A 19,628-nucleotide genomic window follows, 5' to 3' on the forward strand; every position below is an offset into this window, starting at 1 on the left:
GCTTCGCGATGAGAAGCACAGATCTGCACGACCCGTACAACCTGCAACGTTTCGTTCAGGCACAGGACCCGGTGTTCGAACGGGTCCAGCGTGAACTTGAATCGGGCCGCAAGCGCAGCCACTGGATGTGGTTCGTCTTTCCACAATTCGCCGGGCTGGGCGGCAGCGAAATGGCCCGGCGCTATGCCATTGGTTCAGCCGAGGAAGCGCAAGCCTATCTCGCCCACGAACCGCTCGGTGCGCGACTGCGCACCTGCACGCAGTTGGTGCTCAACGTGCCGCAGCGTTCGATTGCCGAGATTTTCGGCCACCCCGATGACTTGAAATTTCACTCTTCGATGACCCTGTTCGCCCAGTTCAGCGTCGAGGACAGCTTGTTCCATCAGGCGCTGGAGCGGTACTTCCACGGCATTCTCGACGAGTGGACCCTGCAACTGCTCGACTCAAAACAGGCCCAGTTGCCCACCGATCAGGGTTGAGAAGTCGTCGTCGACAAACGGCAGAATCGCATCCGCCACCGGTTGCAGCTGCCGAGTGATGTAGTGGTCGTAGTCGATGGCGGCGCGGCGCACTTCCAGTGGCTCGGGGCCGGCCAGCGTGATGACGTAGCTGATCCAGCCGCCGTTCTGATATTGCCGGGGCCGACCCTGCTCGGCGTTATAGTCGTCGGCCAGCCGCGCCGCGCGAACGTGCGGCGGTACGTTGCGTTCGTAATCGTCGAGGGTGCGGCGCAGACGCTTGCGGTAGATCAGCCGATCGTCGAACTCGCCAGCGAGGGTCTTGCGCACGTAGTCACGGACGTAATCCTGATACGGCTTGCGCTGGAAAATCCGCTCGTACAGTTCCTGCTGGAATTGCCTGGCCAGCAGCGACCAGTCGGTGCGCACGGTTTCCAGACCCTTGTAGACCATTTCCTCCGTGCCATCAGCGCGGGTGACGAGGCCGGCGTAGCGCTTCTTGCTGCCCTCCTCCGCGCCGCGAATCGTTGGCATCAGAAAGCGCTTGTAGTGAATCTCGAACTGCAATTCCAGCGCGCTGTCCAGTCCGTATTCCTCACGCACATGCGCGCGCCACCAATCGTTGACGTGTTTGACCAGCGCATGGCCAATCTGCGCCGCTTCTTCCTGGCCGTGCAGCCTGCGCAGCCAGACGAAGGTTGAATCGGTGTCGCCATAAATCACCGCGTGGCCCTGCTCTTCGATCAACTGGCGGGTGCGCAGCATGATTTCGTGGCCGCGCAAGGTGATCGACGAGGCCAGCCGGGTATCGAAAAAACGGCACCCGCTGGAGCCAAGCACGCCATAGAAGGCGTTCATGATAATTTTCAGCGCCTGGGACAGCGGCGCGTTGTGTTCGCGCTTGGCGGTTTCGCGACCTTCGGCCACCCGCGCCACGATCGACGGCAGGCAATGTCGGGTACGCGAAAAGCGTGCGCCACGGAAACCCGGCACCGAGTCGGCGTCGTCCGGGTGACGCAGGCCTTCGATCAAGCCCACCGGGTCGATCAGAAACGTGCGAATGATCGACGGGTAAAGGCTTTTGTAATCAAGCACCAGTACCGATTCGTACAGCCCCGGCCGTGAATCCATGACAAACCCGCCGGGGCTGGCCTGCGGCGGGTTAGTGCCCAGATTCGGCGCAACGAAGCCCTGGCGATGCATCAATGGCATGTACAAATGGGTGAAAGCCGCCACCGAACCGCCGCTGCGATCGGCCGGCAAACCGGTGACGCTGGCGCGTTCGAGCAAAAACGTCAGCAATTGGGTTTTGGCGAAGATCCGCGTGACCAGTTCGCAGTCCTTGAGGTTGTACTTGGCCAGCGCCGGTTTGTCTTCGGCGAACATACGGTTGATCTCGTCCATGCGCTGGTACGGATTGTTGATCGCCTTGCCTTCGCCGAGCAGCGTCTGCGCGACGTTTTCCAGGCTGAACGAGGGGAAGCTCCAGGTCGCCGAACGCAACGACTCGATACCATCGATGATCAGCCGCCCCGCTGCCGAGGCGAAATAATGATTGCGGCTGCCGTGCTCACGCCATTGCATTTCTTCGCCGCCACGGCCGATTTTCAGCGGCACGCCAAGACGCCGCGCGTGTTCGTGGAGGATGCGCAGGTCGAATTGCACGACGTTCCAGCCAATGATCGCGTCGGGGTCGTGACGGGCGAACCAGTCGTTGAGTTTCTTCAGGATGAGTGTGCGCGAGTCGCAGTATTCAAGATCGAAATCGACAATACTCGCGTCGCCGTTCGGTGCGCCGAGCATGTACACCTGCCGCTCGCCACAACCTTGCAGGGCAATCGAATACAACTCGCCGTTCTCGGTGGTCTCGATGTCGAGCGAGACCAGCCGTAGTTTCGGCCGGTAGCCGGGGTCAGGTTTCAACTGGGCATTGATCAGCACGCCATCGGCATCCGGCGTGCCGTCGAACAACACCGGCGCGGTGATGAAGCGCTCCATCAGATAGCGTTCCGGTGGGCGCACATCGGCTTCAAACACATCGACACCGGCGCGATTGAGCGCGGTTTCGAGGCGCATCAACTGGCCGTGCTGCTGGCAATAAAGACCGAGCACCGGGCGATGCTGGAAATCCTGCAGTGCGAGCGGGCGCAGTTCGACATTTTTTTCGCCGTGTAACAAATGCTCGGCCGCTTCGCGCTGTGCGACGGGTATAAACGCCACCGACGGCTGATGCGCCAGGCGCACACGGCGTGGCCCGGCGTCGGTCGCCAACCAGAACTCCACTTCGGTGCCGGCCGGCGTATCGCGCCAATGCCGGGTCAGGACGAAGCCCTGCTGTAAATCCACCACTGCGACCTCAAACAATCAAACCGACCGACATTCTACGCGGCATTGCTGCGCCTGGCCTTGGCGAAAGACGCTGCTGATCTGCAGAAAAACCCGGCAAATGGCGTTTTTTGCACGCTAACTGCCGCTTTGCCACCTTGCCCTGCGCAGCTGCGTCTACGATGCTTGATGAACAACGACAACACCTGAGTAACCGCCATGAAGACCGTCGCCCAACTGCTCAAGCTCAAAGATCAGAAAAATCAGGAAGTGCACCAGATCAAACCCGATCATATGGTGCTTGAAGCGCTGATGAAGATGGCCGAGAAAAACGTCGGCGCCTTGCTGGTGGTCGAAGACGACAAGGTGGTCGGCATCATCAGCGAACGCGACTACGCCCGCAAACTGGTGCTGCACGGCCGCTCCTCGGTGGGTACACCGGTGCGCGACATCATGGTCAAGGACGTGATCACCGTGGACACCCGCCAGACCGTCGATACCTGCCTGGGCATCATGTCGGACAAACGGCTGCGCCACTTGCCGGTGGTCGAGGACGGCCAGTTGATCGGCCTGCTGTCGATCGGCGACCTGGTCAAAGAAGCGATCGCCGAACAGGCTGAGCTGATCAAACAGCTGGAGCAGTATATTCGCGGGGAATAACTTTCGATCTTCCGACCACCATTTGCCCCTGTGGGAGCGGGCTCGCTCGCGAAGGCGGTAGGTCAGTCAATACAACTTTGGCTGACCTACCGCTTTCACGAGCAAGCCCGCTCCCACAGGTTTTTTTGGTGTTCACGCAGGCCAATGCCGCTCGAATACCGGTGCCAGCACCGGGTGCCGGTCAATCCTTTGCAGCCACGCGTAAAAACCCGGTCGCGTCTGGCGCAGATGTTCACGGCTGCCGGCCCAGCGGCTCACCACTGCCGCCAGCACATCCAGTGCGCCGGGCGTTTCGTCATCCAGATACAGCTCGCCGGAAAACTGATCGGCAAACACCTCCCAACTGAAGTGCAGGCGCTGGCGCGTGCCGGCGATCAGGTTCTGCCGCGCGGTTTCGTCAGGCGTGCTCAGCCAGCGCTCGGGGTAATCGATGATGCCGACCGCTGCATAGCAATTGCTGACGATATAGGCGAGGCCGCGAATCGCCTGATCACGATTGGCAGCCTCGCTGGGTAGCAGACCGGACTCAGGAAACGTCAGGCCCAGATGAATCAGGATCGCCGCACTTTCGGTCATCGCGCTGCCGTCCGGCAGTTGCAAGGTCGGTATCTGCTTCAGCGGATTGAGTTTGCCCAGCGCCTCGTCGGCCTCGGCGCTGGCTTCGGTATCAATGAACCGGTAGGCGATCTGGCACAGTTCCAGTGCCGCCTCGATGGCGGCGGCGCCGGAGTTCTTGTGCCCATAGAGTTGGTACATGTGCGTTTCCCCCGATAAGGCCTTTGCACAGGGTAGATGGCTGTGGCTCGGGTGTAAAAGTCTCCGACGCAAGCCCGCTCCCACAGGGGAAATCGGTGGGGTTTGAAATTTATTTTTCCGGCACTGCATCCAATCGCCTTCGCCACGGGTAGTCCCAGTAACAGCCACTCTTGTGCTGTCAGCGCTCTACCTTTTTCGGAGAATCATCGGATGAACATCACCCAGCTGATTGGCCTCACCGGTTTGCTCGCCTTCACGGCGACCACCTTCGCCCAGAGCAGTTATCCCGACGCGATCAAGGTGCCGGACGGGCACAAGATTGCCCTGGAAACCACCGGCGTTGGCGAGATTACCTATGAATGCCGCGACAAGCCCAATATGGCCGGGCAGACCGAGTGGACTTTTGTCGGCCCCAAAGCAGTGCTTAACGATCGCAGCGGTAAACAGGTCGGCAGCTATTTCGGCCCGCCAGCGACCTGGCAAGCCAAGGACGGTTCGAAAGTCACCGGCACACAATTGGCCGTGGCCCCGTCGAGCCCGGGCAACCTGCCCTATCAACTGGTCAAGGCCAACCCGGCCGAAGGCAAAGGCGCGATGACCGGCGTCAGCTACATCCAGCGTGTTGCGCTCAAGGGCGGCGTGGCGCCGGGCAGTGAATGCACGATGGCGAACAAGGGCAAGCAGGAAGTGGTGAAGTACCAGGCGGATTATATTTTCTGGGCGGCTAACTGACCTGGGCATCATTGGAGATCCAAATGTGGCAGCGGGCTTGCTCGCGAAGGCATTGCGTCAGCCAGCCTATAAGTGCCTGATGCACCGCATTCGCGAGCAAGCCCGCTCCCACAGGTTCTGTGTGATTTTGGGAAATGTGAGCTAGATTGCACCCCATGCCTTTACCCGATCCCCAGTTCGATTACGAAGCCCGCCTCAAAGCCTGTGCCCGGGGCGAGCGCGCGGCTCTGCGCGATTTGTACGTGCAGGAAGGCCCGCGCCTGCTCGGCGTGGCCAAGCGGCTGGTGCGCGATACGGCGCTGGCGGAGGACATTGTGCATGAGGCATTCATCAAGATCTGGCACGGCGCCGCCGGGTTCGACCCGGCGCGGGGTTCGGCGCGGGGCTGGATGTTCAGCGTGACCCGGCACCTGGCGTTGAATCAGTTGCGTAAGCAAAGTCGGGAAACGCCGTTCAGCGAAGAACATGAGGCAGCGGCGCCTGATGAGGCGGTCGATGTTCACTCGGCACGCATTCATCGCTGCCTCGAGCAACTGGAACCGCAGCGGCGCAGCTGCATCCTCCATGCCTACGTCGACGGATACAGCCACGCGCAGATTTCCGCGCGCCTCGACACGCCGCTGGGCACGGTCAAAGCATGGATCAAGCGCAGCCTCAATGCTTTGCGGGAGTGCATGGGATGACCGGCGAATCAGCGCAGGAACGGGATGAACTGGCTGGCGAATACGTGCTCGGCACTTTGTCGTTCGAGCAGCGCATCGAGGTGCAACGGCGCCTGCCGAACGAGCCTGAACTTCGTGCGGCAGTGGATGCGTGGGAGCGGCGCCTGCTGGAGTTGACTGATCTGGCCGAGCCACAGCAGCCGTCGGTGCAGCTATGGCCGCGTATCGAACGCAGCCTCGAACGGCTGACGGTGAGAAAACCCCTGACGTCGTGGTGGAACCTGCTGCCGCTGTGGCGCGGTTTAAGCGCCGCAGGCCTGGCCGCGACATTGATCCTCGGCACGGTCCTGCTGACCCGGACTGCGCCGACACCGAGTTATCTGGTGGTGCTCGTGGCGCCGCAAGACAAAGCGCCGGGCTGGGTGATTCAGGCGAGCAATGCGCGCGAGATCCAGTTGATTCCGCTGGGCGTGGTCGAGGTGCCGGCGGACAAGGCGCTGGAATTCTGGACCAAGGCGGACGGCTGGTCGGGGCCGGTTTCCCTCGGTCTGGTCAAACCGGGGCAGGCGTTGTCGGTGCCGCTGGACAAACTGCCGCCGTTGCAACCCAACCAGCTGTTTGAGCTGACATTGGAAGGCGCCAACGGCTCGCCGATCGGCAAACCGACAGGGCCGATTCAGGCGATCGGGCGTGCCGTCAAAGTCCTCTGACGTCCATTTGTAGGAGCTGCGGCACGCTGCGATCTTTTGATTTTTTAAAGATCAAGATCAAAAGATCGCAGCGTGCCGCAGCTCCTACACGAACCATCACTAACGTCGATGTTCACCATCACGGCAATGAAGTTCTCATAAAAAATTCCGGGCGTAACATCAGCTCCATACCAACCAACAACACCCCGGAGCACACCATCATGAAACGCCAGACTCTTCTCAGCATCGCTTTCTCGGTTTTCGCAGTTAACGCTTTCGCCGCCACCCCGGCGCACACCATGATCGCCGCAGACGGCTCGGATCACCTGTATCAGAACGCTGTCGCCGCTGATGGCTCTGATCGCCTGCAAGGCAACACCGTCGCTGCTGATGGTTCCGATCGCCTGCAAGGCAACACCGTCGCTGCTGATGGTTCCGATCGCCTGAAAGGCAACACCGTCGCTGCTGATGGTTCCGATCGCCTGAAAGGCAACACCGTCGCCGAAGGTGGTTCGGATCGCCTGCAAGGCAACACCGTCGCCGCTGATGGTTCTGACCGCCTGCAAAGCAACACCGTCGCCGCTGATGGTTCTGACCGCCTGCAAGGCAACACCGTCGCCGAAGGTGGTTCGGATCGCCTGATCGAACGTCGCGTTGCCTGAATGCATCGCTTTACGCGCAACACCGCAGAGAAACCCGGCTCCCGCAGCCGGGTTTTTTATGTCTGTGGCATCAGCCGGCCCTGGCCATGCAGCGTTTGTAACGCTCGTCCACGCGCTTGGCGAACCAGGCTGTAGTGAGTTTGCGGGTGATCTTCGGACTCTGCAGCACAATCCCCGGCAATACCGCGCGCGGTAACGCCTTGCCTTCGGCCCGCTCCGCCAGCTCGAACACGCGCTGATAAAGTTTGGTCTCTTCGAATTCCAGGGTTTTACCCTTTTCCAGTTGATCGCGAATCGTCGGGTTGCGCATGCCCAGCGATTTGCCGAGGGTGCGCACCGCCAGTTCGGTGCTGCCGGGCATGATCGAGTCGTAGCGAATCAGGTCGCCATCCAGCGTCAGGGGAATGCCGGAAGCGCGGCTGACCGCGTTCTGGAATGCAGCATTGCGGCTGGCGTACCAACCGGCGTTGAAATCGGCAAAGCGATACAGCGGCTCGCGGTAATTGACCGGGTAACCGAGCAAATGGGCGATGCCGAAATACATGCCGCCGCGCCGGCTGAACACTTCACGGCGGATCGTGCCGTCCACCGGGTACGGATAATCCTTGGCGTGCGCCTCGGCAAATTCGATGCTGACCTGCATCGGCCCGCCGGTGTGCACCGGGTTGAAACCGCCGAACAGCGTGCGCCCCATGGGCACCATGCCAATGAAGTCGTCGAAAATGGCACTCAACTCTTTCTCACTGCGTGCCGCACTCAGGCGTTCGCTGTAGCTCTTGCCATTGGGCGAGCGCACTTGCAGAGCGCCGCTGACCAGCAGGCCGGGGATGTGCACCTTGGCAGCGCGGCGATCGATCTCATCGCGAGCAATCTTGCCCAGACCGGGCACCGTCGGGTCGGCCTGGAAAGTGGATTCCTGCTCGGCCACGGCCAGTACCGAACACAGATTTTGCGTCGTGGTGTTGATGCCTTGCGCGGCGAACGCGGCGTAAATGTCCGTGGCCCAGCCCTGACGATCGGCAGTTTTGGCCGGCAACAGGCGAACGATTTCCGCCTTCACTTCGGCCGGCGGACGCGGCGCCGGTTCGTTGCTGCGCTGGCTGGCGCAACCGGCGAGCAGCAGCACGGCGCCAACAGTAATGAGTAATCGCATGTTGCTCCATCCAATCAAATTAGCCACGACACCATACACAACCCCTGTAGGAGCTGCCGCAGGCTGCGATCTTTTGATCTTGATGTTGACCTTGATCTGCAAAAAGCAAGATCAAAAGATCGCAGCCTTCGGCAGCTCCTACGACGGATGACAAACTGATTGCAAAACGTTACTGCGAAACCCTATCATTCGCGCCTGGAGTCGCATTAGCGCAAGGAGTTCCGCGCCGCCCTTTATTTATTCATTGGCCGCTCGCCTCCAGGTATTCGACATGCCCGCTTCAGCTCGACTCGGCGCTCCGTTCCGCCCGACTTTGCTCGCCCTGCTGTGCTCCCTGACCGTCACCGCCCACGCAGCTGAACAAAACAGCAAAACGCTGGTGCTCGACGACGTCAACGTGAATGCCCAAGCCCCGACACCCAACGCCCTGCCCCCGGTCTACGCTGGCGGTCAGGTCGCGCGCGGTGGGCAGTTGGGCGTGCTCGGCAACCAGGACATGATGGACGTGCCGTTCAGCGCGGCGTCCTACACCGAGCAATTGATCCAGGATCAGCAGGCGGAAAACGTCGCCGACGTGCTGCTCAACGATTCTTCCGTGCGCCAGGCCTCGGGCTTCTCCAACCAGGCGCAGGTCTTCATGATTCGCGGCCTGCCACTCAATGGCGACGACATTTCCTATAACGGCCTGTACGGCGTGTTGCCCCGGCAGATCATTTCCACCGATGCGCTGGAGCGCGTGGAAGTGTTCAAAGGCCCCAACGCTTTCATCAACGGCGTGACCCCGACCGGTTCCGGCATCGGCGGCGGCGTCAACCTGCAACCCAAGCGCGCCGGCGACGTGCCGCTGCGCCGCTACACCACCGACATCAACAGCGAAGGCCGGATCGGCCACCACTTCGATATCGGCCAGCGTTTCGGTGAAGACAACCGCTTCGGCGCGCGGGTCAACCTGTCGCAGCGCGAGGGCGACACCGGCATCGATCACGAGAACCAGCGCTCGAAACTGTTCGCCATCGGCCTCGACTATCGCGGCGACGCGCTGCGGATTTCCGGCGACTTTGCCTATCAGAAGGAACGCGTCAACGGTGGCCGCAGCTCGGTCAACCTCGGCACCGCCACGCACATTCCGGACGCGCCATCGGCGGACACCAACTACGCGCCGAAGTGGGGCTACACCGATATCGAAGACACCTTCGGCATGCTCCGCGCCGAGTACGACCTCAACGACAACTGGACCGCTTACGCCGCTGGCGGCGCCAAGCACACCCGCGAGGTCGGTCGCTACAACTCGACCACACTGGTTGGCAACAGCGGCGCGTCGTTCACCACCGGCTCGTTCGTCCCGCATGACGAGGACAACACCAGCGTCATGGCCGGTCTGAACGGCAAATTCAACACCGGGCCAGTCAGCCACAAGCTGAATTTCGGCCTGACCGGGATCTGGGCCGAGCAGCGCAGCGCCTATGATTTTGATAGAAGACAAACCGCAAACAATATTTATCACCCAATTCAAGCCCCGGCACCAATAACCGGGACTGTCGGCGGGGACCTTGATGATCCGGGCATTGTCGGCAAGACATTCAACCGCAGCGTCGCAATATCTGACACCTTCGGTTTCTTCGATGATCGCCTATTAGTCACCGCTGGTCTGCGTCGCCAACAATTGATTGTGCAAGGCTATAACTACGCCAGTTATGGCAGCGGCAGCCGCAAATCGAGCTACGACGAGTCGATCACCACGCCGGTATACGGCATCGTATTCAAGCCGTGGGAGCACGTGTCGTTCTACGCTAACCATATTGAGGGCTTGGCCCAAGGGCCGACATCTCCGACCAACTCAGGCTCTCGTGAAGTGATAAACGGCAACGAAGTCTACGCACCCTCGCGCTCCAAGCAGACCGAGCTCGGTGTAAAGGTCGACATGGGCACTTACGGAGCGAGCCTGGGGTTTTATCGCATCGAGCAGCCGAGCGACGGCTATTCAGAAATCATCGATGCTGATACTGCTCGTTACGTACGCGAAGGCGAGCAGATCAACAAAGGCGTGGAGATGAACGTGTTCGGCGAGCCGCTCGACGGCCTGCGCCTGATCAGCGGCCTGACCTTGATGGACACCGAGCTGAAAAACACCCTCAACGGCGCCAACGACGGCAACCACGCCATCGGCGTACCGACCTTCCAGTTCAACGCTGGCGTCGACTGGGACGTACCGGGCCTGCAAGGCGTCGCGCTGAACGCGCGGATGCTGCGCACCGGCGGGCAATACGCCGATGCGGCGAATAACCTCAGCCTGCCGACGTGGAACCGCTTCGACGCCGGCGCGCGTTATGCGTTCAAGGTGTCGGAGAAGGACGTGACCGTGCGCTTCGGCGTCGAGAACGTGGCAAACAAAAAGTACTGGGAATCGGCTCAGGGTGGCTACCTGACCCAAGGTGAACCGCGAGTGGCGAAGTTGTCGGGGACTATCGACTTCTAAGCGTCATCGCGTTGTAAAAAAGGCCCCGCAGCTTCACGGTTGCGGGGCCTTTTTGGGTTTTGCGGTGCATGACCCGGCCTCTTGGCGAGCAAGCTCGCTTTCACAGAGGAAATACAGCCCGCTCCCACAGGGGGATGTGCAGTGTTGATTAAATTCCTGCCAACGCCAGATCCATCGCAAAGTAGGTAAAGATCAGATCCGCCCCGGCGCGCTTGATTGCGCCGAGGCTTTCGCGAACCACGCGATCTTCATCGATCGCACCCGCCTGGGCGCCGAACTTGATCATCGCGTATTCGCCGCTGACCTGATACGCCGCCAATGGCAGGTTCGAGGCCTGCCGAATGTCGCGGATGATGTCGAGGTAGGCACCGGCCGGTTTGACCATCAGCGCATCAGCGCCCTCTTGCTCGTCGAGCAGCGATTCGCGCAGTGCTTCGCGGCGGTTCATCGGGTTCATCTGATAGCTTTTGCGATCGCCCTTGAGCGCACTGCCCCCGGCCTCGCGGAACGGGCCGTACAGCGCCGAAGCGAATTTGGTCGAATAAGCCATGATCGGAATCTGCGTGAAGCCGGCCGCGTCGAGCGCTTGGCGAATCGCCCGCACCTGGCCGTCCATCGCCGCCGACGGTGCGATCACGTCAGCCCCAGCGCGAGCGGCGGCCACGGCTTGTTTGCCGAGATTGATCAGAGTCTGGTCGTTGTCGACTTCGTGGTTGTGCATCACGCCGCAATGGCCGTGATCGGTGTACTCGCAAAAACAAGTGTCGGACATCACGATCATTTCCGGCACGGCGTCCTTGGCGATGCGCGACATGCGCGAGACCAGACCGTCTTCGCGCCAGGTGTCGCTGCCGTTGGCATCCAGATGATGGGACACGCCAAATGTCATCACCGACTTGATACCGGCGCGGGCGTAGCGCTCGATTTCGCTGGCCAGTTTGCGCTCGGGAATACGTTGTACGCCGGGCATGCTGGTGATCGGCACAAAGTCGTCGATCTCCTCCTCGACGAAGATCGGCAGGACCAGATCGTTCAGGCTGAATTCGGTTTCCTGGAACAGACTGCGCAGGCTCGCATTGCGGCGCAGACGGCGGGGACGTGCTTCGGGGAACTGACTGGACATGGGGCCTTTCCTGAAAACAGCGAATGAGACGAAAGTCGTAGGGGGCGAAGCTTATGCCTTGCGGCGGGTGCGGGACAAACCTGGATCAATCAAGAGAGCGTTACCGGGCTTGCAATAATCCTGCTGATCGCGTGACTCCCTGTGGGAGCGGGCTTGCTCGCGAAGGCGGTGGGTCAGACGCGTTAATGTTGACTGACGCGACGCTTTCGCGAGCAAGCCCGCTCCCACAATTAGAGTATGCCGTTCAAGAAGGAATGGTCAGCCCGCGAATAACCGCCGGGCGAGCGAGGAACCGCTCCAGCACCCGCGTGACGTTCGGGAAATTCTGAATCCCGACCAGATCGCCTGCCTCATAGAAGCCGAGCAGATTGCGTACCCACGGGAACGTCGCGATGTCGGCGATGGTGTAGCGCTCGCCCATGATCCAGTCGCGGCCTTCGAGGCGGGTGTTGAGTACGTTCAACAGGCGTTTGCTCTCCTCGACGTAGCGATCACGCGGACGCTTGTCTTCGTAGTCCTTGCCAGCGAATTTGTTGAAGAAACCGAGCTGGCCGAACATCGGGCCAATGCCGCCCATTTGCCACATCAGCCATTGAATGGTCTCGTAGCGCAGCGCGCCTTCCTGAGCGAGCAACTGGCCGCTCTTGTCGGCCAGATAAATCAGGATCGCGCCAGATTCGAACAGCGGCAGCGGCTGATCTTGCGGGCCATGCGGGTCGAGAATCGCCGGGATCTTGTTGTTCGGGTTCAGCGAGAGAAACTCTGCCGACGTCTGATCATTGGTGTCGAAACCGACGCGGTGCGGCTCGTACGGCAAGCCGATCTCTTCGAGCATGATCGACACTTTGACGCCGTTGGGGGTCGGCAGGGAGTAGAGCTGAATCCAGTCCGGGTACTGCGCCGGCCATTTCTGAGTAATCGGGAATGCAGACAGATCGGTCATTGGAAGCATCCAGTCACAAATTGAAAGCCGATCATAAAGTAGGCCCGGGTTGACGCCTACACGAACCGTAACATCCTGTCGCTATCCTGCCTGCATGCCCGCAAAGGTTGCCGTTAGAGTGCTGCGCACTGGCCCGAATCGAACCAAACGGGCATTACAGGACTCTGAGCTATGCCTTTCTCGCAGAGGAAGCTGTTCACGACAGGGAAACACCCGGTGCTGGGAGCCCGCGGTGCCAAGGTTTGTCAGCCTTAACCGATTTTGCTGAAGAACTTTCGAATTGATGACGAACCTGATGAGTTTCGCCAAACGCTTCAAACATCGCGCGTATGTGGCTCTGCCCTCCCTGCTGGCAGTCAGTGCGCTTTTTCTCTCGCTTGAATCCAGTGAAAGCCGCGCGCAACCGGCGGACGGCACGCAGACGCTGGTGTTCCTGCGCCACGCGGAAAAACCCGAAGGCGGCCTCGGTCAGCTCAACTGCCAGGGCCTGAACCGCGCCATCGACTTGTCGACACTGCTGCCGGAAAAATTCGGCAAGGCCGATTTCGTGTTCGCCGCCAACCCGACGCGCAATGTCGAGGAAGGCGAACTGGACAACTCCTACAGCTATATTCGCCCACTGATGACCATCAGCCCTGCCGCGATCAAGCTTGGCCTGCCGGTGAACATCGAGTTCTCCGCCAACGACACCAGTGACCTGGCCCGCGAGCTGCTGAGCGAGAAGTACCACAACTCGACGATCTACACCGCCTGGTCCCATGGCTACCTGCCGGATCTGATCAACAAGGTTGCCGGCAACGCAGTGGGCGAGCGGCAGAAGATCACCGATGACTGGGCCGGCGATGATTTCGACTCGTTGTATGTACTGACCCTGAAATGGCACAACGGCAAGGCCAGTTTGCAGAGCCGTAGCTACAAGCAGGGGCTGGATAACGGCAAGGACACCTGCCCGACCTGAGTTTTGTAGCGCCTGACCTCGCGAAGAGGTCAGGCGCTTGCGCCTCAAGCCTTCTGACTCACCCGCCCGCGCAAATACTCGATCACCGCCTCCTGCTCCCCAGCGAACTCGATCCGCCCGCCCTTCTTCTCGCGCTGGAACACATACATCGGGTCGTAATACTCACGCAGCAACCCCTCGATCCAGCCGCGATGCAGGTCCACCGCGCCGCTGCGACCCTGCTCGGCCAGCGCCTGCTCCATCAACACCAGCATCCGCGAATGGCGTTCACCGCCAAGGCGTTTCTGCACATTGTTGAGGCTTTCCAGCAGACGCTCGGAGAACAGCGCAAACCCTTTGTCAGCGTGGACCGAGGCAAACTCCGCCGACAGATCGATGACGTAATCGCGCAGGATCCGTTCGACACGATACTCGAAACGATCTTCCAGCCAGACCATCGGGTACTGCTGCATGCCCTGATACAGCGGCAGCGGCAAGGCACAACTGCCAACGACGCGGCTCTCGTCTTCGAGCACAAACTGCTCGATACCGGCAGCGCGCTTCTTCAGGAAGTCGATGGCCAGGCGATTCTCGAAATCGATGTTCGACGGCTGCCCGGTGGCACGTTTGCCGAAACTGGAGCCGCGATGGTTGGCGTGGCCTTCCAGATCCACACCGTTGCGCAACTGCACCAGCACTTCGGTCTTGCCGGTGCCTGTCATGCCGCCGAGCAAAACGAAATCACACTGCGCGATGGCCTGCTCAAGGGTGTCGATCAAAAAACTGCGCATCGCCTTGTAGCCGCCGCCGATGCGCGGATAGTCGATGCCCGCCTCGTCGCGCAGCCACTGCTGGGTGATCTGCGAGCGCAAACCACCGCGAAAACAGTACAGATAACCATCGGGATGAGCCCGGGCGAAGTCGGCCCAGGCCTGGATGCGCTCGGCTTTCACCGCGCCGCCCACCATCTGGTGGCCCAGCTCGATTGCCGCCTGCTGGCCATGCTGCTTGTAGCAGGTGCCGATCTTCTGCCGTTCCAGATCATTCATCAGCGGCAGATTGATCACACCCGGGAACGCGCCGTGGGAAAATTCAACCGGCGCGCGGGCATCCATCATTGGCCGGTCGTTGAGGAAAATGTCGCGGTAGTCGGTGCAGTCGCGGAGCATCAAATCACCTCGACCGCGTTCGTCTGTCGCTCAACCAGTTCGCCGATCGGCGCAAGGTTCAGACCCAGTTCGGCGGCGACGCCGAGGAACTCGTCATTGCCTTCAGGCGTGACCGCAATCAGCAGACCGCCGCTGGTCTGCGGATCGCACAGCACGCGTTTGTGCAACTCCTGCACGCGGCCAACCTTGCTCGAATAGCTGTCGAAGTTGCGCAGCGTACCGCCCGGCACGCAGCCCTGATCGAGGTAGTACTCGACGCTGTCCAGACGCGGCACGCGGTCGTAGGCGATGCGCGCGGTCAACTGGCTGCCGTCGGCCATTTCCACCAGATGCCCGAGCAGGCCGAAACCGGTGACGTCAGTCATCGCGGTGACGCCGGCAAGTTTGCCGAAGCGGCTGCCAGGCTTGTTCAGGGTGCACATCCAGTCACGGGCGACACCGACGTCGGCGGCGCGCAACTTGCCCTTCTTTTCGGCGGTAGTGAGGATGCCGATGCCCAACGGTTTGGTCAGATACAACAGGCAACCGGCGGTGGCGGTGTCGTTGCGCTTCATGTGGCGCTTTTCCACAAGCCCGGTGACGGCGAGGCCGAAGATTGGCTCCGGCGCATCGATCGAATGCCCGCCCGCCAACGGAATGCCCGCCGCGTCGCACACCGAGCGACCGCCACGAATCACTTCCCGCGCCACCTCCGGCGCCAGCACATTCACCGGCCAGCCGAGAATCGCGATCGCCATCAACGGATCGCCACCCATCGCGTAGATGTCGCTGATCGCGTTGGTCGCGGCGATGCGGCCGAAGTCGAACGGGTCATCGACAATCGGCATGAAAAAATCGGTGGTCGACACCACCCCGCGCTCGGCATCGATCTCATACACCGCCGCGTCATCACGCGAGGCGTTGCCGACCCAAAGTTTCGGATCGAGGTTCTGTGCGCCGCTGCCGGCGAGGATCACTTCCAGCACCTGCGGGGAAATCTTGCAGCCACAACCGGCGCCATGGCTGTATTGGGTCAGACGAATCGGCTCGCTCATGGGAGAGTCTCTGGCAATGAATGGGGCGGATTCTAGCAGAGCGCGAGCGCGCAGATTTTTGTGCTGACCGAGCGGCCCCCTTCGCGAGCAGGCTCGCTCCCACATTTGTACGGTGGTTTCCTGTGGGAGCTAGCCCGCTCGCGAAAGCTATCGAACCTGCCTGCACCGCCCAGTCAGCCCCGCCTGCCAACCTCAGCGAAAATCTGCGTAATCGGCCGATGCGGCTGGCGCTTGTGCATCCGCCGCACTTGTTCGCTCAGCCGCAGCAACTCTTCACTGGGCTTGGCCCATTGCTCTTTCGGCAGCGGCTCGGACCATTCACGCATGACTTCCGGCAGCGCCTGCTTGCCGATTCTTTCCAGACGGCGCACTTCCCATTCGACCAAACGGTTGGGAATCGTCCATAAAGTCATGACGTGATACAGGTACCAAAAGAACCCCGACAGCCGCGAGCGGCGGCCTTCACGGATCTGCTGGTGCATCCGCGCGCGGGCGTTACGGAAAGTGTGCAGGCCTTCGTGGGGTGGGTCGTCCGGGCCTTGAAGGTCTTGCAGGTCCTGAATCGATTTGAGGTCGTTGACTTCGTACTCCATGTAGCCGCGAATCGCTTCCCAGTGGCTGATCGCGAGCTCCAGGCCGGCGCATTGGAATTCGAGGCTGGTGAGGGTTTCGCCGTGGCGAAAACCGATGCCCATGCCGTATTGGCGATGGACGCCGAACTGGGTGACGCCCTTGGCTTCGATGATCCACGCGGACAGCGTTTCCCATGGGACAAAGACCGGCTCGGTGGCGCCTTCGGGCATGAAGCAGACTTCGCGGCGTTGGCGGTTAAAGCGGGTTGGAATGAGGGAGAGGCGTTTGTTATGGAAGTGGTGCCAGACGCCCAGGCCGATCAGTAGAATCAAAGGCTCGGTCAGTAAAGCGCTTTCATATCCTGCTTGGAATATACCCACTATTGATTCCCAAATGAGTGTTGGACCATAGCCGAATACGACACCCAGCATTCCCGTAATCAAGGGGAATATGAAAATGACCATAACCGCTAAACTGACCGGCCCCCCCAACGTCATTTGCCACATAAAAACTTGCGGCTGGCCTAATCCGAAGTCCATGTAAACATCATTGAGCTCACCGATATGTGGACCATAAGGGGGAATCGGTGTGGGCAGTGGCAACGGTGCGAGATAGGTAATCTTTCCGCTTGGAAACGGCTCTACATCGCCCGCTTTTCTGATCACTTCACATTGCGCATCAACAACAGGCTCATTGTGATTATTCAGCATGGTCAGCCCATTCGAGGTATTGAGTTTCAACCAGCATAACCATCGGGTTTTGCTTGACCGACCCGGTAGCAACAACTGAGAAATGGCCACCACCCCGAGGGTCTCCCACCTCGGCCAAGATCAACCGAAACATCCGCATCCAGCGCGGTCCCCTGTGGGAGCGAGCCTGCTCGCGAAGGCGCTCAAACAGGCAAAAAACCTCCCTCCCTCTGGTCACAAAACTGCTCTGCATCAGTCCACAGCCCGCCTGCAAACCTCAGCGAAAATCTGCGTAACCGGCCGATGCGGCTGGCGCTTGTGCATACGCCGCACTTGTTCACTCAGCCGCAGCAACTCTTCGCTGGGCTTGGCCCATTGCTCTTTCGGCAATGGCTCGGACCATTCGCGCATAACTTCCGGCAGCGCCTGCTTGCCGATTCTTTCCAGACGCCGCACTTCCCATTCGACCAAACGGTTTGGAATCGTCCATAAAGTCATGACGTGATACAGGTACCAAAAAAATCCCGACAGCCGCGAGCGGCGGCCTTCACGGATCTGCTGGTGCATCCGCGCGCGGGCGTTACGAAAAGTGTGCAGGCCTTCGTGGGGTGGGTCGTCCGGGCCTTGCAGGTATTGCAGGTCCTGAATCGATTTGAGGTCGTTGACTTCGTACTCCATGTAACCGCGAATTGCTTCCCAATGGCTGATCGCGAGCTCCAGGCCGGCGCATTGGAATTCCTGGCTTATGAGGGTTTCACCTTGGTAGAAACCGATGCCCATGCCGTATTGGCGGTGGATGCCGAATTGGGTGGCGCCTTTGGCTTCGATGATCCATGCGCTGAGTGATTCCCATGGAACAAAGACTGGTTCGGTGGCGCCTTCGGGCATGAAGCAGACTTCGCGGCGTTGGCGGTTGAAGCGGGTTGGGATGAGGGAGAGACGTTTTTTGTGGACGTGGAGCCAGACGCTTAGACAGATAAGCAAGATCAAGGGGCTGCTGATTAATTCATTTTCCAATGCCACTTCGAATAAACCAACCATTGACTCCCAAATCGCCTCGTTTCCATAGCCAAATAGAATTCCTAGCAAGCCCGTGAGCAAAGGAAATAAAACGAGAACTATAAAAGTGCCTGCGGTCGTTCCGCCGATAATTAGCTGCCATGGGAATACCTCCAGTGAGCCGAGACCAAAGTCCATGTATCCGTCATTGAACGCTCCGATGTGAGGTCCGTAAGGCGGCATCGCTGTAGGTAAGGGCAATGGTGCGAGATAGGTAATTTTCCCGGTTGGGAACGGCTCAATATCGCCCGCTTTTTTAACCCCCTCATATTCCGAACTGGAAAGAGGATTACTACGATTATTCAGCATGGTCAGCCCATTCGAGGTATTGAGTTTCTACCAGCAAAACCGGAGGGTTTTCTTTAACCGAGCCGGGAGTTACTACAGCAAAATGACCGCTATCCCGAGGGTCAATATGAATCACGCGCGTTCTTGACTCCGCCCCGCCTTTGCCATTGACGGTCTGTATACATATGGCAAGTTCGAGCGTTTCCTTTGCAGGCGTGTAGTCAGAATCAGGACGGATGGGGTAGTGAAGACAAAGCACCAAACCATCTGGCGATGACTTCACGATTCGCAGACTGCTCAATATCTCCTCACTGATGACTTCCTTGCGCACTTGCGGCACACCGCGACCATGCAGCGGTGCAACAAGTCGATGGGCACCGATTCCCAAGCGTTGACTCGGTTTACCGTTTAACGGCGGCAGAAGATCATTTAGCGTCAGCCTCGGCAGAACCAAATGAATATCACTGGGTTTGGCGCCAAATAATAAAGTCTTCAGCCAGGTATCACTGGGATCAGGTCCTGATTGGGCGTAAGGAGCGTGTATCAAAAACGCCAGATAATTTTGATAGTCATCCAGGGAGTGGTCACCGCGCATCTCTTCATCACGGCTCCAAGGCGTAATTTTCAACCACTTATCGTGGGCAGAGAGGTTGTAACGATTGAACAGCCAAGTACCGACGAACTCCAGCACGGTGAACAACGCACCGGCGAGATTGAAGCGAAAAAATACAGTAGAAAGACGTGTGCCAGCGGCAGCCCACGCCGCTGCGCGTGCCGAACTGTTCAGTGCAGTCAACACTTTAAAAGAAGCGTGAAAGGTGTTGCTCGCTCCATATCCGTTAGCTGCAACCATTCCTGCAGCGCCCAACGTTGCCAGCGCAGCCGCGCTTTGCTCAGATGGAGTGCCACTGCGGATCGCGTCTTGCCATTTTCGATCTTGGTTTCCGAGGCTGGTGATAGACGTTCTGAAACCAAAAATATAAGTAAAGAAGCCCAAACCAACATGCAACTTACCTATTTGCACACGAACCTGTTGCAGCGCTTCCAGCTGCAAACTGGCAATAAGGCTGGATCTTCGAGCCCTTAACGCTGTATCAGCAAGCCCCTGTGCAGCGGTAAAACCCGCCGCGCCTGTCGCGGAAAGGGCCGCGGAAAACTCCGCTCGCTTCTTCCTGTCCCTCGTCTGCTTCATCACCTCCCGATACGCCCCCACCAAATTCACCACCTGCACCAACACCAC

17 protein-coding genes and 1 pseudogene are annotated in these 19,628 nt (G+C 59.7%); 8 read left to right on the forward strand and 10 right to left on the reverse strand.

The annotated features are described in order from the left end of the window. Window positions 1-8: 8 nt before the first annotated feature. On the forward strand, window positions 9-479 hold the full coding sequence (locus CXF97_RS15200) for a DUF1810 domain-containing protein (protein WP_101159196.1): 471 nt from the start codon (window positions 9-11) through the stop codon (window positions 477-479). On the opposite strand, the gene CXF97_RS15205 is transcribed toward CXF97_RS15200, so the two are convergent. Then, a complete protein-coding gene (locus CXF97_RS15205; protein ID WP_178081196.1) occupies window positions 444-2,804 on the reverse strand; it encodes a DNA polymerase II in 2,361 nt (786 codons plus the stop codon). The genes CXF97_RS15200 and CXF97_RS15205 overlap by 36 nt on opposite strands. Before the next feature lie 198 nt (window positions 2,805-3,002). Here CXF97_RS15205 and CXF97_RS15210 point away from each other — a divergent pair, with 198 nt between their 5' ends. Next, window positions 3,003-3,443: a CBS domain-containing protein gene (locus CXF97_RS15210; RefSeq protein ID WP_016775372.1), complete on the forward strand. Its 441-nt coding sequence runs from the start codon at window positions 3,003-3,005 to the stop codon at window positions 3,441-3,443. A gap of 132 nt (window positions 3,444-3,575) precedes the next feature. Here the strand turns inward: CXF97_RS15210 and CXF97_RS15215 are convergent, their stop codons facing one another. Further along, the gene (locus CXF97_RS15215; RefSeq protein WP_101159198.1) at window positions 3,576-4,199 is read right to left on the reverse strand and encodes a glutathione S-transferase N-terminal domain-containing protein; all 624 of its coding nucleotides are present in this window, start codon (window positions 4,197-4,199) and stop codon (window positions 3,576-3,578) included. A 210-nt stretch (window positions 4,200-4,409) separates the two neighbouring features. Here CXF97_RS15215 and CXF97_RS15220 point away from each other — a divergent pair, with 210 nt between their 5' ends. From CXF97_RS15220 to CXF97_RS15235, 4 genes are all read left to right on the forward strand, one after another. Then, on the forward strand, window positions 4,410-4,931 hold the full coding sequence (locus tag CXF97_RS15220) for a DUF3455 domain-containing protein (RefSeq protein WP_101159199.1): 522 nt from the start codon (window positions 4,410-4,412) through the stop codon (window positions 4,929-4,931). A gap of 155 nt (window positions 4,932-5,086) precedes the next feature. After that, on the forward strand, window positions 5,087-5,614 hold the full coding sequence (locus CXF97_RS15225) for a sigma-70 family RNA polymerase sigma factor (protein ID WP_101159200.1): 528 nt from the start codon (window positions 5,087-5,089) through the stop codon (window positions 5,612-5,614). After that, the gene (locus CXF97_RS15230) at window positions 5,611-6,303 is read left to right on the forward strand and encodes an anti-sigma factor domain-containing protein (RefSeq protein ID WP_101159201.1); all 693 of its coding nucleotides are present in this window, start codon (window positions 5,611-5,613) and stop codon (window positions 6,301-6,303) included. The genes CXF97_RS15225 and CXF97_RS15230 overlap by 4 nt, the downstream gene beginning before the upstream one ends. A gap of 200 nt (window positions 6,304-6,503) precedes the next feature. Beyond that, window positions 6,504-6,944, forward strand: coding sequence for a hypothetical protein (locus tag CXF97_RS15235; RefSeq protein WP_101159202.1), 441 nt, complete (start codon window positions 6,504-6,506; stop codon window positions 6,942-6,944). Window positions 6,945-7,014: 70 nt separating this feature from the next. On the opposite strand, the gene CXF97_RS15240 is transcribed toward CXF97_RS15235, so the two are convergent. Continuing rightward, complete coding sequence (locus tag CXF97_RS15240; RefSeq protein WP_101159203.1) at window positions 7,015-8,097, reverse strand: DUF1615 domain-containing protein; 1,083 nt, start codon at window positions 8,095-8,097, stop codon at window positions 7,015-7,017. Between the two features lie 271 nt (window positions 8,098-8,368). Here CXF97_RS15240 and CXF97_RS15245 point away from each other — a divergent pair, with 271 nt between their 5' ends. Beyond that, window positions 8,369-10,573: a TonB-dependent siderophore receptor gene (locus CXF97_RS15245; protein WP_101159217.1), complete on the forward strand. Its 2,205-nt coding sequence runs from the start codon at window positions 8,369-8,371 to the stop codon at window positions 10,571-10,573. Between the two features lie 148 nt (window positions 10,574-10,721). Here the strand turns inward: CXF97_RS15245 and hemB are convergent, their stop codons facing one another. Then, window positions 10,722-11,696 carry a porphobilinogen synthase gene (gene hemB / locus CXF97_RS15250; RefSeq protein WP_042609118.1) on the reverse strand — a complete coding sequence of 325 codons (975 nt, stop codon included), beginning with the start codon at window positions 11,694-11,696 and terminating at the stop codon, window positions 10,722-10,724. Window positions 11,697-11,940: 244 nt separating this feature from the next. Beyond that, window positions 11,941-12,639 (reverse strand): glutathione binding-like protein, encoded by a 699-nt coding sequence (locus CXF97_RS15255; RefSeq protein ID WP_101159204.1) that lies wholly within the window; start codon window positions 12,637-12,639, stop codon window positions 11,941-11,943. A gap of 283 nt (window positions 12,640-12,922) precedes the next feature. Between CXF97_RS15255 and CXF97_RS15260 the strand changes: the two genes are divergently transcribed. Further along, window positions 12,923-13,597, forward strand: a complete 675-nt coding sequence (locus CXF97_RS15260) for a histidine phosphatase family protein (protein ID WP_101159205.1) — start codon at window positions 12,923-12,925, stop codon at window positions 13,595-13,597. 44 nt (window positions 13,598-13,641) lie between these two features. Here the strand turns inward: CXF97_RS15260 and mnmH are convergent, their stop codons facing one another. The 5 genes and pseudogenes from mnmH to CXF97_RS15290 form a co-directional block, all read right to left on the reverse strand. Next, complete coding sequence (gene mnmH / locus CXF97_RS15265; protein WP_101159206.1) at window positions 13,642-14,745, reverse strand: tRNA 2-selenouridine(34) synthase MnmH; 1,104 nt, start codon at window positions 14,743-14,745, stop codon at window positions 13,642-13,644. After that, on the reverse strand, window positions 14,745-15,779 hold the full coding sequence (gene selD, locus CXF97_RS15270) for a selenide, water dikinase SelD (RefSeq protein ID WP_039763432.1): 1,035 nt from the start codon (window positions 15,777-15,779) through the stop codon (window positions 14,745-14,747). The genes mnmH and selD overlap by 1 nt, the downstream gene beginning before the upstream one ends. 173 nt (window positions 15,780-15,952) lie before the next feature. After that, window positions 15,953-17,092: a hypothetical protein gene (locus CXF97_RS15275; RefSeq protein ID WP_256589835.1), complete on the reverse strand. Its 1,140-nt coding sequence runs from the start codon at window positions 17,090-17,092 to the stop codon at window positions 15,953-15,955. Window positions 17,093-17,293: 201 nt separating this feature from the next. Beyond that, entirely contained in the window at window positions 17,294-18,409 is a 1,116-nt protein-coding gene (locus CXF97_RS15285) for a hypothetical protein (RefSeq protein ID WP_101159208.1), read from the reverse strand. Next, window positions 18,399-19,628: pseudogene (locus CXF97_RS15290) on the reverse strand (hypothetical protein); the annotation flags it as partial. The gene CXF97_RS15285 and the pseudogene CXF97_RS15290, both read right to left, overlap by 11 nt.

This window comes from Pseudomonas sp. Choline-02u-1 (assembly GCF_002836515.1).
Taxonomy (GTDB): domain Bacteria; phylum Pseudomonadota; class Gammaproteobacteria; order Pseudomonadales; family Pseudomonadaceae; genus Aquipseudomonas.

Coding starts and splice junctions, on each gene's coding strand:
- CXF97_RS15225 (WP_101159200.1), top strand. CDS start 5,087: ATGCCTTTACCCGATCCCCAGTTCGATTACGAAGCCCGCCTCAAAGCC.
- CXF97_RS15220 (WP_101159199.1), top strand. CDS start 4,410: ATGAACATCACCCAGCTGATTGGCCTCACCGGTTTGCTCGCCTTCACG.
- CXF97_RS15235 (WP_101159202.1), top strand. CDS start 6,504: ATGAAACGCCAGACTCTTCTCAGCATCGCTTTCTCGGTTTTCGCAGTT.
- CXF97_RS15210 (WP_016775372.1), top strand. CDS start 3,003: ATGAAGACCGTCGCCCAACTGCTCAAGCTCAAAGATCAGAAAAATCAG.
- CXF97_RS15285 (WP_101159208.1), bottom strand. CDS start 18,409: ATGCTGAATAATCGTAGTAATCCTCTTTCCAGTTCGGAATATGAGGGG.
- CXF97_RS15255 (WP_101159204.1), bottom strand. CDS start 12,639: ATGACCGATCTGTCTGCATTCCCGATTACTCAGAAATGGCCGGCGCAG.
- hemB (WP_042609118.1), bottom strand. CDS start 11,696: ATGTCCAGTCAGTTCCCCGAAGCACGTCCCCGCCGTCTGCGCCGCAAT.
- CXF97_RS15215 (WP_101159198.1), bottom strand. CDS start 4,199: ATGTACCAACTCTATGGGCACAAGAACTCCGGCGCCGCCGCCATCGAG.
- CXF97_RS15200 (WP_101159196.1), top strand. CDS start 9: ATGAGAAGCACAGATCTGCACGACCCGTACAACCTGCAACGTTTCGTT.
- mnmH (WP_101159206.1), bottom strand. CDS start 14,745: ATGCTCCGCGACTGCACCGACTACCGCGACATTTTCCTCAACGACCGG.
- CXF97_RS15245 (WP_101159217.1), top strand. CDS start 8,369: ATGCCCGCTTCAGCTCGACTCGGCGCTCCGTTCCGCCCGACTTTGCTC.
- CXF97_RS15230 (WP_101159201.1), top strand. CDS start 5,611: ATGACCGGCGAATCAGCGCAGGAACGGGATGAACTGGCTGGCGAATAC.
- CXF97_RS15240 (WP_101159203.1), bottom strand. CDS start 8,097: ATGCGATTACTCATTACTGTTGGCGCCGTGCTGCTGCTCGCCGGTTGC.
- CXF97_RS15260 (WP_101159205.1), top strand. CDS start 12,923: ATGACGAACCTGATGAGTTTCGCCAAACGCTTCAAACATCGCGCGTAT.
- selD (WP_039763432.1), bottom strand. CDS start 15,779: ATGAGCGAGCCGATTCGTCTGACCCAATACAGCCATGGCGCCGGTTGT.